The 15,192-nt window shown below is 70.0% G+C and carries 15 protein-coding genes; 11 read left to right on the forward strand and 4 right to left on the reverse strand.

The genetic code is table 11. The features are described 5' to 3' along the window. Positions 1-62 precede the first annotated feature (62 nt). From Ate02nite_RS47135 to Ate02nite_RS47160, 6 genes are read left to right on the forward strand one after another with little or no spacing between them, the layout of a single operon-like run. The gene (locus Ate02nite_RS47135) at positions 63-1,037 is read left to right on the forward strand and encodes an ABC transporter permease (protein ID WP_203814541.1); all 975 of its coding nucleotides are present in this window, start codon (positions 63-65) and stop codon (positions 1,035-1,037) included. Next, entirely contained in the window at positions 1,034-1,915 is an 882-nt protein-coding gene (locus Ate02nite_RS47140) for a carbohydrate ABC transporter permease (protein WP_203814542.1), read from the forward strand. The genes Ate02nite_RS47135 and Ate02nite_RS47140 overlap by 4 nt, the downstream gene beginning before the upstream one ends. A 32-nt stretch (positions 1,916-1,947) precedes the next feature. Continuing rightward, entirely contained in the window at positions 1,948-3,489 is a 1,542-nt protein-coding gene (locus Ate02nite_RS47145; protein ID WP_203814543.1) for an ABC transporter substrate-binding protein, read from the forward strand. Then, positions 3,486-4,502: a hydroxyacid dehydrogenase gene (locus Ate02nite_RS47150; RefSeq protein ID WP_203814544.1), complete on the forward strand. Its 1,017-nt coding sequence runs from the start codon at positions 3,486-3,488 to the stop codon at positions 4,500-4,502. Before Ate02nite_RS47145 ends, Ate02nite_RS47150 begins: the two co-directional genes overlap by 4 nt. After that, on the forward strand, positions 4,502-5,680 hold the full coding sequence (locus Ate02nite_RS47155) for a hypothetical protein (protein WP_203814545.1): 1,179 nt from the start codon (positions 4,502-4,504) through the stop codon (positions 5,678-5,680). Before Ate02nite_RS47150 ends, Ate02nite_RS47155 begins: the two co-directional genes overlap by 1 nt. Further along, positions 5,677-7,437 (forward strand): glycoside hydrolase family 127 protein, encoded by a 1,761-nt coding sequence (locus Ate02nite_RS47160; RefSeq protein WP_203814546.1) that lies wholly within the window; start codon positions 5,677-5,679, stop codon positions 7,435-7,437. The genes Ate02nite_RS47155 and Ate02nite_RS47160 overlap by 4 nt, the downstream gene beginning before the upstream one ends. Before the next feature lie 522 nt (positions 7,438-7,959). On the opposite strand, the gene Ate02nite_RS47165 is transcribed toward Ate02nite_RS47160, so the two are convergent. Both Ate02nite_RS47165 and Ate02nite_RS47170 read right to left on the reverse strand, forming a co-directional pair. After that, entirely contained in the window at positions 7,960-8,619 is a 660-nt protein-coding gene (locus tag Ate02nite_RS47165) for a response regulator (protein ID WP_203814547.1), read from the reverse strand. Next, a complete protein-coding gene (locus Ate02nite_RS47170; RefSeq protein ID WP_203814548.1) occupies positions 8,616-9,794 on the reverse strand; it encodes a sensor histidine kinase in 1,179 nt (392 codons plus the stop codon). Before Ate02nite_RS47170 ends, Ate02nite_RS47165 begins: the two co-directional genes overlap by 4 nt. Before the next feature lie 108 nt (positions 9,795-9,902). On the opposite strand from Ate02nite_RS47170, the gene Ate02nite_RS47175 reads away from it, so the two are divergent. From Ate02nite_RS47175 to Ate02nite_RS47190, 4 genes are read left to right on the forward strand one after another with little or no spacing between them, the layout of a single operon-like run. Further along, entirely contained in the window at positions 9,903-11,387 is a 1,485-nt protein-coding gene (locus tag Ate02nite_RS47175) for a DUF8832 domain-containing protein (RefSeq protein ID WP_203814549.1), read from the forward strand. After that, complete coding sequence (locus tag Ate02nite_RS47180; protein ID WP_203814550.1) at positions 11,384-11,782, forward strand: hypothetical protein; 399 nt, start codon at positions 11,384-11,386, stop codon at positions 11,780-11,782. The genes Ate02nite_RS47175 and Ate02nite_RS47180 overlap by 4 nt, the downstream gene beginning before the upstream one ends. 26 nt (positions 11,783-11,808) lie before the next feature. Next, positions 11,809-12,924, forward strand: coding sequence for a hypothetical protein (locus Ate02nite_RS47185; protein ID WP_203814551.1), 1,116 nt, complete (start codon positions 11,809-11,811; stop codon positions 12,922-12,924). Between the two features lies 1 nt (position 12,925). Further along, positions 12,926-13,471: a hypothetical protein gene (locus Ate02nite_RS47190; RefSeq protein WP_203814552.1), complete on the forward strand. Its 546-nt coding sequence runs from the start codon at positions 12,926-12,928 to the stop codon at positions 13,469-13,471. Positions 13,472-13,495: 24 nt separating this feature from the next. Here the strand turns inward: Ate02nite_RS47190 and Ate02nite_RS47195 are convergent, their stop codons facing one another. Further along, on the reverse strand, positions 13,496-13,867 hold the full coding sequence (locus Ate02nite_RS47195) for an MBL fold metallo-hydrolase (RefSeq protein WP_203814553.1): 372 nt from the start codon (positions 13,865-13,867) through the stop codon (positions 13,496-13,498). A 55-nt stretch (positions 13,868-13,922) separates the two neighbouring features. Then, the gene (locus tag Ate02nite_RS49935) at positions 13,923-14,126 is read right to left on the reverse strand and encodes an MBL fold metallo-hydrolase (protein ID WP_354261887.1); all 204 of its coding nucleotides are present in this window, start codon (positions 14,124-14,126) and stop codon (positions 13,923-13,925) included. A gap of 198 nt (positions 14,127-14,324) precedes the next feature. Here Ate02nite_RS49935 and Ate02nite_RS47205 point away from each other — a divergent pair, with 198 nt between their 5' ends. Continuing rightward, the gene (locus Ate02nite_RS47205) at positions 14,325-14,975 is read left to right on the forward strand and encodes a TetR/AcrR family transcriptional regulator (protein WP_203814554.1); all 651 of its coding nucleotides are present in this window, start codon (positions 14,325-14,327) and stop codon (positions 14,973-14,975) included. The last annotated feature ends 217 nt before the right edge of the window (positions 14,976-15,192 follow it).

Genomic DNA, 15,192 nt, shown 5'->3' on the forward strand with positions numbered 1-15,192 from the left:
AACCAGAAATCGTCGGGAGGAACCCTGTGACGGAAATCGGCACCGCTGCGGCGGAACGGTCCGTGAGCAGCACGCCGCCGGCCGCCGCGCCCGCCCCGGCGAAACCGGAACGCACTCGGCGACCGGCCGGGCGGGTCCAGTCCAGCCTCGGCGTCTCGCTCCTGGCCGTCCCGGCCCTGCTGTACCTGATCGTCTTCCACTACCTGCCGATGGCCGGACTGGTGGTGGCCTTCAAGGAGTTCGACATCTCCCAGGGGATCTTCGGCAGTCCCTGGTCCGGCCTGGACAACTTCCGCTACTTCTTCAGCTCCGGCGACGCCGGGCGCATCCTGCTCAACACGATCTTCCTGAACGTGCTGTTCCTGGCGGCCACGCTCGCCGCCGGGGTCACCCTCGCGCTCATGCTCAACGAGATCCGCGGCCGGTTCTTCAAGCGGATCGCCCAGTCGGCGGTCTTCTTCCCGTACTTCGTCTCGCCGATCGTCATCAGCATCATCCTGCAGGTGCTGCTGGCCGGCGTGGGCGGCTCCGGCGGCCTGGTCAACGACGCGCTGCTCGGTCTCGGCCTGCCGCAGGTCAGCTGGTACACCGAGCCCGGACCGTGGCCGTGGATCCTCACCTTCGTCAAGGTGTGGCAGCTCGGCGGCTACATGAGCGTGATCTTCCTGGCCGCGATCACGTCCATCCCGGAGGAGGTCTACGAGGCGGGTGCCATCGACGGTGCCTCCCGGGCCCAGCTGGCCTGGCGGGTCACCCTCCCGATGCTCCGGCCCACCGCGGCCATCCTGCTGGTCCTCGGCGTCGGCCGGATCTTCTACGGCGACTTCGGCACCATCTACGCGATCGTCGGCGACAACGGCACGCTCTTCCCGAGCACCGACGTCATCGACACGTACGTCTTCCGGTCCCTGCGCCAGCTCGGCGACTTCGGCACGACCGCGGCGGTCGGCCTCTTCCAGTCGGTCGTCGGCTTCGTCCTGGTGACGATCGCCGTACTGATCCAGCGCCGGTACAGCAAGGAGAACTCGATCCTGTGAGCACCGACATCCGGCGCCGGCGCGCGCCGCTGGAGCCTTTCACCGTCGTCAGCATCATCGGGGTCAGCCTGTTCATGCTGATCTCGATCGCCCCTCTGTGGCTCATCCTGTCCGGCTCGTTCACCGCCGAGTCGAAGCTCTCCGAGACCGGCTACAGCCTCTTCCCGCACCCGTTCTCGCTCGACGCCTACCGCACGATCCTGGCCGGCCCGACCGTCGTCGACGCGTACATCGCCAGTGGCTTCATCACGATCGTCGGCACCGCTCTCGCGCTGGCCTGCACCTCCGGCCTGGCCTGGGTGATCGCCCGGCGGCTGCCGATGATCAGCCGGCCGCTGGCCGTGCTCACCTACCTGCCGATGCTGTTCACCGGCGGCCTGGTGCCGCTGTACCTGCTCGTAACCCAGTACCTGCACCTGGCCAACAGCTGGTTCGCGGTGATCCTGCCGCTGCTGGTCGCCCCGTTCCTCGTCTTCATCCAGGTCGGCGCATTCCGCCAGCTCCCCGAGTCGGTTCTCGAGTCGGCCCGGATCGACGGCGCGAGCGAGCTGCGCATCTTCTGGCGGATCGGCCTCCCGCTGTCCAAGCCGATCCTCGCCGTCGTCGGCCTGTTCTACGCGGTCAACTTCTGGAACGAGTGGTTCACCGCGCTGCTGTTCATCTCCGACATCGACAAGTTCCCGCTGCCGCTGTTGCTGCAGAACCTGATCGCCAACGTGTCCGCCTCCACCATGCTGCCCACCTCCGGACAGGCGGTGCCGGTCTACCAGCTGCGACTCGCGCTCACCGTGGTCACCATCGGGCCGATCCTGCTGGCCTACCCGTTCGCTCAGCGCTACTTCGTCAAGGGCATCACGCTCGGCGCCACCAAGGGCTGAGCACCACCCCCCTTCCTTTTTGGAGTACCCCTATGCCTATTTCCCGTCGTAACCTGCTCGCGGCCGGTGGCGGTCTCTCCGTCGCCGCCTTCCTGGCCGCCTGCGGCGACTCCTCCGATTCGGCGGCCAAGGCCGACAAACTCACGGTGCTGTTGCCCGGCAACACTCCCACCGGTTTCGCCGACGTACTCGCCAAGGTCAACACCAAGCTCAAGGCGGACCGCGGTTTCACCATCGACCCGCAGTTCATCGCCTGGACCAACTACGGCAACCAGACCCTGCTCAAGTTCACGGCGGGCGAGAAGTTCGACACCGCGCTCCAGGCCCGCTGGCTCAACATGATCCAGCTGGTCGCCAGCAAATCGGTCGCGCCGGTCAACGACCTGCTGGCCGGCGGCAAGTACCCGAACCTGAGCAAAACCCTGGACAGCCGCCTGATCGAGAACAACAAGTGGTCCGGCACCCTCTACGGCATCCCGCAGGTGAACAGCGCCGCCCGACTGCAGCACTTCGTCATCCGCCAGGACCTGGCCGACAAGGTCGGCGTCAGCACCATCGCCGACTACGCCACGCTCGAGAAGTTCTGGTACGACGTCAAGCAGAAGGTCCCCGGCGTGACACCGATGGGCCTGAACTCCAACATGACCAACCTGATCGTGGTGCCCAACCCGATCGGCCTGCTCAACCCCTGGACCTGGGAGAACCCGCACACCATCACCCAGTCGTTCAGCGGCAACTCGATGTACTTCGCGTTCGCCGCCGACGCCGCGACCACCAAGGCGTCCCGGCCGATCCCGTTCTGGGACATCCCCGGCATGGTCGACGCCCTGCGCACGGTCCGGAAGTACTACCTCGACGGCATCATCAACAAGGACGCGCTGAACGTCGACGCGGACACCCAGAAGAGTCTGTTCGGCAACGGCAAACAGGCCACCGCGTGGGCGATGACCGACGGCACGTCGTCCTCCTTCTACGGTCCGCTGCTGCAGAAGTCGACGCCGGGTGCGGCCCTGGCCAACGTGATCCCGCTGACCGGCGGGAAGGCGTCCAAGCCGAGCCAGACCTTCCAGGCCGAGAACTTCGTCGTGCTCAACGCCAAGGGCGCCAGCAACGACAAGGCCATGCAACTCGAGGACTGGCTGTCGATCCGGGAAAATCACGACCTTCTTTCGTACGGGATAGAGGGCCGCGACTGGAACCCGGTCGGCGACGACACCCTCGAGCAGCTCACCGACTACAACTTCCCCGGTTTCGCGCTGAGCTGGCGGGCGTCGCTGGAGCGCAAGTCCAAGCTGATCAGCGAGACCGAGGCCGACTGGTTCGCCTGGGCCGGCGACTACGACAACTTCACCACCGACACGTTCGCCGGGTTCATCCCGGACGTGACCCCGGTCAAGCGGGAGGACGCCCAGATGGCGGCGGCCTTCACCCAGTACGCCAATCCGCTGTTCTTCGGTGCGGTCGACGTCGACAAGGGCCTCGACAAGCTGAAGGCGGCAATCGACAACGCCGGCCTGGCCAAGGTGCAGGCGGAGCTGGAGAAGCAGGCCGACGCCTACCTGAAGGCCAAGTGACGGCCCGCAACCGGCCCGTAGCAGTGCTGGCGATGACCGCCGACCTGCCGGACCTACTTTTCACGCCGGCGCTGCGGCGCCGGCTCGCCGAGGACGTCGAGCTGGGCCCCGGCCCGGTGCTGCAGGAGTTCGATAGTGCTCCGGCTCGGGCCGCCCTGGCCCGGGCCGAAGTTCTCATCACCGGCTGGGGCAGCCCCCGGATCACCGCCGAGGTGCTCGACGCCGCGCCCGCGCTGCGGGCTGTCGTGCACACCGGCGGCTCGGTGAAGGGCCACGTCAGCCGGGAGTGCTGGGAACGCGGGATCCTCGTCTCGTCGTCGGCGGCGGCCAATGCGCTGCCGGTGGCCGAGTACGCGCTGGCCTGGATCCTGCTGGCGGCCAAGGGCGCCCGCCGGCTGGAACACACGTACCGGACGCGCCGCGCGGCGGTCGATCGCAACGCGGAGTTCCCGCACGTGGGCGCCTACCGCCGCAGCGTCGGCATCATCGGCGCCTCCCGGATCGGCCGGCGGGTGATCGAGCTGCTCCGGCCGTTCGACCTGGAGGTGAGCCTGTTCGACCCGTACGTGACGGCGGCCGAGGCGGCCGCGCTCGGCGTCGCCTCGGCCACCCTGCCCGACCTGCTCACCGGCAGCGACATCGTCAGCCTGCACGCGCCCGCGCTGCACAGCACCCGGCACATGATCGACGCGGCCGGCCTGGCCCGGATGCCGGACGGCGCCACCCTGATCAACACCGCCCGCGGCTCGCTCGTCGACCAGGAAGCGCTCGTGGCGGAGTTGCTCACCGGCCGGATCGACGCCGTCATCGACACCACCGAGCCGGAGGTGCCGCCGCCGGACTCACCCCTCTACACGCTGCCGAACGTGGTGCTCACCCCGCACATCGCCGGCGCGCAGGGCAACGAGCTGCTCCGGCTGGGCGAGTCGGCGGCCGACGAGGTCCACCGCTACGTCACCGGTCTGCCCCTGGCGCACCCGGTCGTCGTCCACGATCTCGCCCGGATCGCCTGATGTCCGAGGTCTGCCTCTGGCTCACCCCGAAGATCTTCGACGACCTGCGCGATCCCCGACCCGCGATCGAGGCGTTCCTCGACCACTACGGCGAGTGGATCGACGGCCGCGCGGTCACCATCGTCTTCGCCACCTCGAACGGCGATCACCTCCTGTGCTGGGGTGGCGATCGGACAGCCGGTTTCGACTGGGCCCGCTACAACTGCTTCGCCGCGGACGTCGCGCCCCGCGCGCACAACCTCGACTGGTTGCGGCGGGTGCGCGACGGCGGGGAACGCTCGTTCAACCCGTACTCGGCCGGGCCGATGATGATCCTCTCCGAGCAGCAGATCGACTACGACGTGCTGGCCGGCTGCTACGCGGCCGTGCGGGACGTTGCGCGGGCCCGCGGCATCGAGCTGACCCTGCTCGAATACCTCGAACCCGGGCCGGAGTTCTGCCGCAGCGACTTCAAGACCCACCGGCACCCCGAGGTCGCGGTGGCCGGCGCCGACTCCGGCGGCCACATCGTCCCCGGCATCCTCGACGTGACGCTGCCGCTGGCCGCCGACGAGCGCGCCTACGCCGCGTACCCCCGAGGGTTTGCTTCCGGCCTGCCGGCCGGAGATTTCGTCGCGGCGCAAGCGGCCGCCTACGTCAACGACTTCGGCCTCGACGGGGTCCTGCTCGGTAATCAGTTCGGGCTGCTCGGCTTCTGGGATCCGGCCCATGCCCCGCCGGTCACCCCGGAACGCACGGCCGGGATCGGCCGGTTCTTCGCCGCGATGCGCGCGGCCTTCGGCCCGCGCCAGATCTACTGGATGGACACCTACTGGCGGGCGGACCTCGAACGCTCGGCGTGGGGCATGCCACCCCAGGCGTACGCCGCCATGGACGCGATCCTGGTCTCGGCTTTCGCGGTGCTCGTGGAGCGTACGGAAATAGTGCCGAACCTGCGCAGCAAGGCCGCCCTCCGCGGGCCCCGGGTTTTGTTCGGCCTGGACTTCGCCGACCCCTGGTACTGGTACCGGACCTGGCTCGACGACCGGCGCACCTATCTCTACCAGCGGAAGGTTCTCGCCGAGCATGCGGATCTGATCGACGGTGTCTCGTTCTTCGGCAATGACACCTTCGGCCACCTGGTCCCGGACGGGCCGCTGACCGAGACCCTCGACACCGTGCGAAAGGCTGGGCGATGAACCGCATCACCGGCGGTCTCTGGGCGGAGCTTCAGCACCTCAACCGCACCGCCATGATTCCGCACGCGGTGCAGTGGATGACGCGCCTCGGCTGGGTCGCGAACTTCGACCGGGCCGCGACCGGCGAGCGGTACGAACACCGCGGCCGCGAGTTCGCCGACTCGGAGATCTACAAGATCATCGAAGCGATCTCGCTGGAGCACGTGCGGTCCGGGCCGGGCGAGCTCGACGTGGTCGCCGACGATCTGGTCCGGCGGGTCGCCGCCGCCCAGGAACCCGACGGCTATCTGCACACCCTTTTCGGCCGGCCCTGGCAGCGGCCCCGCTACAGCGACTTCACCTGGGGGCACGAGCTCTACTGCGCCGGCCATCTGCTGCAGGCGGCGGTCGCGCATCACCGCGCCTACGGCAGCACGGCTCTGCTGGACGTGGCGGTCCGGCTCGCCGACCACATCTGCGTGATGTTCGGGCCGCGCGGGCTGAACCGGGTCTGCGGGCACGCCGAGATCGAGCTGGCGCTGGTCGCCCTCTACCGGGAGACCGGGGAACGCCGCTACCTCGACCAGGCCGCGCTGTTCCTCGACCGGCGCGGCCACGGCACCCTTCCCCTGATCGAGTTCGGGCGAGCCTTCGCCCAGGACGACCTGCCCGTCCGCAAGGCCACCGTGCTGCGCGGCCACGCCGTCCGCGCTCTCTATCTGGCCGCCGGCGCCGTCGACGTCGCCGTCGAGACCGGCGATGCCGAGTTGCTGGCGGCCCTGAAGACCCAATGGCAGAACACCGTGGACCGGCGCACGTACCTCACCGGTGGCATGGGCTCGCACCACATGGACGAGGCGTTCGGCGAGGATTTCGTCCTGCCCGCCGACCGGTCCTACTGCGAGACCTGCGCCGGCGTCGCATCCATCATGTTCAGTCAGCGGCTGCTGCTGGCCACCGGCGAGTCCCGGTACGCCGACCAGATCGAACGGACGCTCTACAACATCCTCGCGACCGCCCCCGGCGACGACGGCCGGTCCTTCTTCTACGCCAACACCCTGCACCAGCGGCACCCCGGCGGCGACGTCCCGGTCAACGACGACGGAGTCAGCATCCGCGGCGGCGCCGGCGAACGCCAACCCTGGTACGAGGTCTCCTGCTGCGCGCCGAACCTCGCCCGCACGCTGGCGAGCCTCGACGACTACCTCGCCACGACGGACGACGAGGGGATCCGGATCCACCAGTACATGCCGTCGCTGCTCGAGACCACGATCGGCGGTGAATCCTTCACGCTCGAGCTGGCGACGGACTACCCCGCGACCGGCACGATATCGATCACCGTGACCCGGGCGCCCACCGCGCCCGCCACGATCACACTGCGGCAACCGGAATGGTCGCCGCCGTTGCCGGACGCCGAGCTGACCCGAATCTGGCAGCCCGGCGACACGATCATGGTCGACGTCGACATGCGGACCCGGGTGACCCGCCCCGACCATCGGGCCGACGCCGTCCGCGGCTGCGTGGCCGTCCAGCGCGGGCCGGACGTGCTGGCATTGGAATCGGTCGACCTCCCGGCCGGGTGGACGCTGGCAGACGCCGAGCTCGTCTCGGCCGACCCCACCACGACGGATGTGGTTGTCCGGCATCACGGAACCGGCAAGGAAGCAACGATCCCACTCATCCCCTATCGACGGTGGGCGCGACGCGGTCCCTCGGCCATGCGGGTCTGGATCCCGACCTGGCAACTCTGGTCCATGCGTCCGGGGCCGTCGCGGTAGACGGAAATCTCGATCGGTTGCGGCAAGTCCGCCGGTCCACCCCGGCCGGTTCCCGCCACAACCGAGGGAGCGTGCGCGCTCGCAGTGCCGGCATCGGTGATCGCCAGCGTCACAGCGGCAGCCGCGGTGCACATCAGTGTTCGCCTCCGCATGTCCCCTCCAAACAGAACGTGAGAGCGCTCTCCATAGATTGGAAGCGCTTCCAGTCACTAGGTGCGGCTAACACCCATCGATGCAAAGCAGGGGTTTCCAGACCATCGGGTTCCCACTTCGATTCAGGTCGCGGACTGGACGGACGTGACGGTCGTTTTCCAGGCAGTGAGCCTGATACGCCTACCTATCCTTGACATGTTTACCGCTACGTTACAAAATCACCATAGACATCGCTGGATTGAACAAACTGGAAGCGCTTCCAAATCTGCCCGACCCAGGACTCCGCCACGGTCGGGCACTGATCGCCGCGCCCACGGTCAGCGAATCGCGTGCACCGGGCGCCCGCCCAGAACCACCGCTGATCACGGGCTATACCTGCGGTGGCACCAGGCCGTTCAGGTGGGCGTAGGCGACGGCGTGGATACGGTCGCGCAGCCCCAGTTTCGCCAGGATGCGGGAGACGTGGGTCTTGACGGTCTCGTCGCCGATGTGCAGCCGGCTCGCGATCTCGGCGTTGCTGAACGCACCCGCCAGCAGCGTCAGCACCTCGCGTTCACGGGCCGTCAGGTGGGCCAGCTCGGGCGGTTCCGACGAGGGCGCCAGGCTGGCGGCGAAGCGGGCGATGTGCCGGCGGGTGATCGACGGATCGATCAACGCGTCACCCCGGGCGGCGATCCGCAGCCCGGCGATCAATTCCTCCGGCGGCAGGCTCTTGAGCAGGAAGCCGCTGGCCCCGGCGGTGATCGCGCGGTGCACGTACTCGTCGCTGTCGTAGGTGGTCAGCACTAGCACCCGGGTCCGGTTGCCCGGCACGGCCAGCACCGCCTCGGTCGCGCCGAGCCCGTCCAGCCGGGGCATTCGCACGTCCAGCAGGGCGACGTCGGGACGCAGCCGGGCGATCTCGCGGACCGCCTCCCGCCCGTCGGCGACGTCGGCCACGCACTCCAGATCGGGCTGGGTGCCGATGATCGCGCGCAGGCCCGACCGGAACAGCGCGTGGTCGTCGGCGACCAGCACAGTTACGGTCACCGGCCGGCATCCGAGCCGAGCAGGGCATCTGCGGCCAGGGGCACCCGGACTGTCGTATGCCAAGTCCGGCCGCCGGGCCCGGGGCCGCTACTGGCGGATCCGGCGAACAGCCGGGCCCGGTTGCGGATCCCGGCCAGTCCCCGGCGTGGACCCTCACCGGCCGCCTGGACCGGCCCGGCCGCCAGCCCATTGACTGTGGATAGTTCGAGGGCCTCAGAGCCGTAGCTCACCATCACCTCAACACCTGTGCCGTCGCCGTGGCGCATCGCGTTCGTCAGCATCTCCTGGGCGATCCGGTAGAGCGCCACGTTGAGCGAGTCCGGGACCGGCTGTGGCGTCCCGCTCGTGCTCAGCCGGGCTGGGACGTCGGCCGCCCGCAGCCCGTCGAGCAGTTCGTCGAGGTTGTCGAGCCCGGGCTGGCGTACAGCGTCGGGATGTTCCCCGTGCAGCACGTCCAGCAGATGCCGCAGATCGGCCATCGCCGCCCGGCTCGCGGTCTCCACCGCCTGCAGCGACCCGGCCGCGTCGCCGGCCGCACCGGCCAGGCTCAGCCGGGCCGCCCCCGCGTGGACGTTGATCGCGCTCACGTGGTGCGCGATCACGTCGTGCAGATCGCGCGCGATGGCGCTGCGGTCCTGGGCGACGGCCCGCTCGACCGCCGCCCGGGCGTCGAGGCGCTGCAGGTCGGCCCGGCGCTCGAGATCATCCAGGTAGGCCCGGCGGGTGGTCGTGTAGCGGCCGACCATCCACGGCAGCAGCACGTCCCTGAGCGCCTCGAGCGGCAGCTCCCAGCCGGGATGCCGCGCGCACAACGCCTGCGCCACCAGCATCGCGGCCAGCACGCCACCGGCCTGGGCGCCCCGCAGCCAGGCGCCGGCCCGGTACGCCGCGATCAGCATCCCGGCGTACACGAAATGGCCGCCGAGCAGGAACGTTCCGCCCAGCGTGACCGCCGAGGCGAACACCGCGACCCCGCCCGACCACCGGGCCGGGGTGGCCAGCGCCGCGTCGGCGACCGCGAGCGCCACGAGCACGGCGATCCACGGCGCTCGCGGCCCGTCGCGGTCGTGGGCGACCAGCGCCAGCACGTCGATAATCATGCACGCGCCCGCGACCAGGATCGACTGCCGGATCAGGGACGCACGCGGGTCACGCTGGCCCGGCGACACGCTCACCCATCGATCATGCGCCGTCGATGCCAGCGACGAGTCCCCCGATCGGGGGATCGCACTCCCCCGCAACCGTGACGATTCCGGCGCTCGGGATCTTTAGCGTCGCCCGGTATGAACCACTTCGCCCTGACGGCGACCGGGCTCCTCGTGTCGGCCGCGTTCCTGGCCGGCCCGGCGCCCGCACTTGCCGACAGCGGCAGCACCGGCGCCGACGTCAGCGTGGCGACCACGCTCGGCAGCCGGGAGCTGACGGTGACCCTGCGCCGGGTCACCAGCGTGCCCGGACCGCTCGGGGTCGACGTGATCACCCATGCCGGCTCCGGGCCGGGGACGCTTCAGCTGGCGGTGACCCCGGTCGGGGCTACCACCGGCGGGCCGCCCTCCGGGCTGGTGACCAGCACCGCAGCGCTGGCCCTGAGCGGCACGCCCGGGCCTGCCGGGGCCGTGCTGACCGTGGACCGGACCGGGCCGTGGGAACTCTCCGTCGACGATGGGCTCAACGTCGCGCGGATCCCGTTCGTGGTGCCCGGTCAGGCGTCGACACCGGCCGAGAAGAGCGTCTACGGCGGCTTTGTCGCTGCCGGCGTCTGCCTGCTGGCCGGCATTGTCGTGGCGGTCGCCGCCCGGCGTACGTGGCTGCCCGCCCTGCCCGGCGCGGCGCTGGTCGCGGCCGTCGCGGTGGCGGTCACCGGAGCGGTCCTGTCCGCCTCCACGCCGGCGCCGCCGATGCCCGGGCAGGAGCTGGATCCGACCGTGGCGAACGCGGCCGACCCGTACGCGGAAATCTGGCGTGCGGGCGGCCTCTCCCGCCCGCCGGCCACGCTGCTGCTGGGCACCACCGCCGTGCCCCGGGCAGCGGCCACCCCGATCGGCCTTTCCCTGTGCGACGCGGCGACCGGCCTGCCGGTCGACGACCTGGTCGTGCATGACGGCGCGCTGATCCACCTGATGATCGTCGGTCCGGGCGGCGAGCTGTGGCATCTGCACCCGGCCCGGACCGCGCCCGGGACCTTCACCTTCACGTTCACCGCACCCCGCAATGGGCACTACGCGGTGGCCGGCGAAGTGGAGCGCCGGGGCGGCGGGGTGCAGATGCTGCGCTCGGCAAGTGGCTTCGACGTGACCGGGCCGGGGACCGCTGCTCCGGCGGCGGCGCCGCTGCCGGCCACCGGCGGGTCGCGGACGATCGACGGCACCGCGGTCCAGGTCGCGATGCTGCCGGCGGTCGCCGGGACGCCGGTCACGCTGCGGGCGCAAGTCGGCGACAGGGCGGATCTGCAGCCCTGGCTGGGCATGCTCGGCCATCTGATCGTAGTCGGCCCGCTGGGGGCCGGCGGCGCGCAGACCGCGCCGTTGTGGGCACACGCGCACGCGATGGGCGCGGCGGCGGGCATGGCGATGGGCGCGAGCGACGCGATGGTCCCGGTCGCGTCGGCGATCGGCGCCACGCTGCCCGACGAGACCGTGGCCGCATACGGACCGACGGTCGGGTTCACCTTCGCGTTCCCGCTGCCCGGCCGCTACCAGGTGTGGGTGCAGGCCGAGCGGAACTACACGATCATCACGGTGCCGATCATGGTCACGGTGGGCACGTGAGACGCCTCGCGGCGCCGGCGCTGGTGCTGGCGGTCATCGCGGCCGGCTGGTGGCTGCTGTGGCCGTCCCCTGGCGGCGTCCGGCTGACCATCGGCAGCGCGACCCACATCGTCACCGTCACGCTTGATTCGGCCCGAGTCGGTGACCACGACATCACCGTCAGCGTGACCGACCGGGCCGGCGCCCCCGAAACCGCCCGGTCCATCCAGTTGGTCGCGGTCCTGCCCACGATGGGCTACCTGAGCCCGGTCCAGACCGCCCCGTCGGTCAACAGCGGCCGGTTTGTCGCCGCCGGCGTCTCGCTGATGGCCCCCGGCGGCTGGCAGCTGCTAGTCACCGTGCCCGGCGCCGCCGGGCCGGACCGGATTCCGGTGCCCGTCACGGTCACCGGATGAACTCCCCTCGAAAGGAGCGTCACCCGATGAGTCCTCCGAACATTTCACCGGGCCGCACCGGCGCCGCCGTCGTCCTGCTGGGCGCAGCGTTGTCACTGGTCGGCACCACCTGGGACATCCAGTGGCACGTCGACGTCGGCCCGGACACGTTCTTCACGCTGCCGCATCTGCTGCTCTACTCGGGCAGCGCGGTATCCGGCATCGCCAGCCTGGTCATAGTCATCGCCGCGACCGCCGCCACCCGGGCCGGGCGGACGGTAGGCCCCGAGGCGGGCGGCCGCCCGGTCCGGGTCTTCGGCACGTTCTCCGCCCCGCTCGGCTTCCTCGTCTCCGGCGTCGGCTCGGCGTCGTTCCTGATCTTCGGGCTGGTCGACCTGTGGTGGCACTCGATCTACGGCTTCGACGCGGTGCTCGACTCACCACCGCACATCGCCCTGTTCACTTCAATCTCGATCACCATGGTCGGTGCGGTGGTCATCTGCGGCTCGGCCCGGGCCACCCGCTGGGGCCGGACCGGCCTACTGATCAGCCTGCCGATCCTGATGCTGTACAGCCCGATCACCACGAACGCGTTCAATGCGCTGCGGCTGCCGTTCGACGCGGCCAGCGCGGGCATGGTTCTCTTCGTGGTGATGTTGCTGGTCCTGGGCCGGGCGACACTGGCCCGGACCGGGGCGGCGACCGCGTTCGCCGCCGTATTGGGCGCGATGCAGCTGGCGCTGTGGTGGTTCGCGCCGTGGGCGGCGCGGACGTATGCGGACGCTGTCGGGCTGCCGCTGCGCGACGACGTGGGCGGCAGGCCGCCGCAGGTGCCGGCCAGCATCCCGATGTTCCTGCTCGCCGGCGCGGTGCTGATCGATCTCGCGGTATGGCTGGGTGCCCGCAACCACTGGTCGGCCCGCTGGGTGCCGCAGGTCGCGGGAGCGGTCTCCGGCCTGCTGATCGCGGCGACGTTCATGCTGCAGGAGTTGCTGATCAGCACCCGCCCGGCGCCGGTGGCCGGCCAGTTCGTCGTCGAGACCCTGATCGGCGGGGCGTTCGGTGCGTTTGCGGGCTTCCTCGGCTGGCGCTTCGCCGGGGTGCTGCGCGGCGAGCAGCCGCCGGCCGCTGCTCCGGTGCTGCGGATCCAGGAGGCGTACTGAGATGCGAAAAGCCCTGTTCTCACTGCTCACGGCCGGAATCCTGATCCTGCTGACCGGCTCGCCGGCGCTGGCCTATCAGCCGGTCAATATCGTGCACACCGAACACGTGCAGGCCGGTCCGTACGGGATCACGGTTGGCTTTTCGGTCTGGCCCTTGCGAGCGATGCAGTCGCTGGACTTCACCTTCGTGCCCGACGAAGGAATCGTCGGCAAATCGGGGACGCTGCTCCGCTCAGGCCCCGCCATCCGGGGTCGTAACCGGGCCGCCCCGCTGGTCCGCCACCCCCGGCGCCTAGACGTGTGGGGGCTGGACGTGGAGTCGCTGAACGCCCCGGGCACGTATACCTTCACCTTCACCGTCGCCGGCGCGAAGGGCACCGGCAAAGGGTCGCTGACCGGCTTGACGGTGCTGGCCCAGCCCGGCCCCCCGATGGGGCTCAGCTGGGCGATCTGCGCGATCCCGTCCGCCGCAATGATCATCTTTCTGGTGCTCACCTGGCGCCGGGTCCACCCGTCGCGCAACCTACTGCCCCTGGCCATGACATAGACCGGCCGCCGACGTCGATTCCGGTCAGCTCTGACCAGCGAGCCGGGCCTGGTCGACAGCGGCCCGGGGGCTGCCGGTGAACGGCTCGCCGTGACCGGTCAGAACCAGTGACGCCGGCACCTGCGCCAGCCGGTCGAGTGACACCCGGGCGCTCGCGCTGTCCTGAGTGAAACCGCGGTTGACCAGTGTCGGGCCGGTACGCCCGGTGAGCCCGTCCGCGGTGACCACGGCGTCGCCGGTGAACAGCACGCCGTATTCAGCGAACAGGTAGGCCGTACTGCCTCCGGTGTGCCCGGGAACGACGATCGCTTCCGGGCGCCCGGGCACCTCGGCGAGGATGCGGTCGGCGTCGAAGGTGCGGACGTCGCGCACCGGCGCGGCCGTGAAGCCGCCCATCCGGGCCAAGTGCAGGGGCGTCCCGATGCGGCCGGGCGGCGCAGCAGATACGGCATCATCGAGCGCTCCGGTTTGGCGTGGCGCATGGCGCTGCGCGGCCCGTCGGCCAGGATCGGCGCGTCGTACTCGTGGACCAGATGTCGGCGCCGGCGGCGTGCAGTGCGGCAGCAAGGCCCGTGTGGTCGGGGTGGCCGTGGGTCAACAGGACGGCGCGGATGTCGCGCTCCGAACGCCCGGTGCGGGCCAGGTGTTCCCGCAACTGCGCCAGGTGCCCGGGTAGGCCGGCGTCGATGAGGGACCAGGCCGTCAGTGTCGTCGATCAGGTAGAAGTTGACCACGTCGTCGCCGAGGCGTTCGACCATGGGCGCGTGCTGGAACATCGTTCCCCCGGTTTCCGGCAGCCACCCGGCCGCCAATTGAGTACAGTACGCTGTATCAAATTGAGGGGGTGTGAGACGTGCCATCTTCCGGATCGGCCGAGCGGGCGTACGACTCCCGCCAGCGCCTGGACGCCGCCCGACGCAACCGGGCCGCTGTGCTCGCTGCGTACGGGAGGTTGTTGTTCGACGTGGGTCACCGGGCGGCAACCGTCCGGGCGGTCGCCGAGCAGGCCGGGGTCTCACCGGAACTGATTTACAAGACGTTCGGTGGCAAGGCCGGCCTACTGAAGGCGTTGTGGGATGTCACCCTCGCCGGTGACGACGAACCTGTGGCCATGGGCGAGCGCGCACAGTTAAGCGAAGTCTGGGCCACGGCCGATCCGAGAAGAAAACTTCATCTGTACGCCGGGTTCGTCCGTGGCGTGCACGAACGGCTGGCTCCGTTGCAGATGATCCTGACGCAGGCCGGACCCGAGGCCGCCGAGGTGCTGCGCGTCAGCGAGCAGGAACGCCTGATCGGGGTAGGTAAATTCGTCGCGCACCTCGGCACGGAAAGCCTGCTGCACACCGCTGTCGAGCGGTCCCAGGCGACGGACACCTGTTGGATACTGACCGGCTCGGAGGTTTTCATCCGGCTCACCGTCGACCGTGGCTGGGATGGCGACGCTTATCAGAACTGGCTGGCGCAGATCCTGGCAACGAACCTTCTCAGCCCGGTTACAGGGTGACGACTACCTGACCGTCGACGCGCAGAATGGGCGATCCTGACCCCGCACGTCCCGGCCGGGATCGCCGGTTATCGACCCGCGCGACGTCGTCGACGCGATCCACTTCAGCATCTGTTGGAGCAGACGCCTACGGCGCTCCGGCCGGCCGCGCAGAGCCCGTGACGCTCTCACTGTCGCCGGTGAGCACCTGCCCGGTCTGCTCATCGACGATCAAACA

It is taken from the genome of Paractinoplanes tereljensis (genome assembly GCF_016862435.1).
Taxonomy (GTDB): domain Bacteria; phylum Actinomycetota; class Actinomycetes; order Mycobacteriales; family Micromonosporaceae; genus Actinoplanes; species Actinoplanes tereljensis.

Excerpts from the sequence above, each read along its gene's own strand:
- Ate02nite_RS47145 (WP_203814543.1), top strand. The coding sequence starts at position 1,948 with ATGCCTATTTCCCGTCGTAACCTGCTCGCGGCCGGTGGCGGTCTCTCC.
- Ate02nite_RS47155 (WP_203814545.1), top strand. The coding sequence starts at position 4,502 with ATGTCCGAGGTCTGCCTCTGGCTCACCCCGAAGATCTTCGACGACCTG.
- Ate02nite_RS47160 (WP_203814546.1), top strand. The coding sequence starts at position 5,677 with ATGAACCGCATCACCGGCGGTCTCTGGGCGGAGCTTCAGCACCTCAAC.
- Ate02nite_RS47175 (WP_203814549.1), top strand. The coding sequence starts at position 9,903 with ATGAACCACTTCGCCCTGACGGCGACCGGGCTCCTCGTGTCGGCCGCG.
- Ate02nite_RS47185 (WP_203814551.1), top strand. The coding sequence starts at position 11,809 with ATGAGTCCTCCGAACATTTCACCGGGCCGCACCGGCGCCGCCGTCGTC.
- Ate02nite_RS47190 (WP_203814552.1), top strand. The coding sequence starts at position 12,926 with ATGCGAAAAGCCCTGTTCTCACTGCTCACGGCCGGAATCCTGATCCTG.
- Ate02nite_RS47195 (WP_203814553.1), bottom strand. The coding sequence starts at position 13,867 with ATGGGCGGCTTCACGGCCGCGCCGGTGCGCGACGTCCGCACCTTCGAC.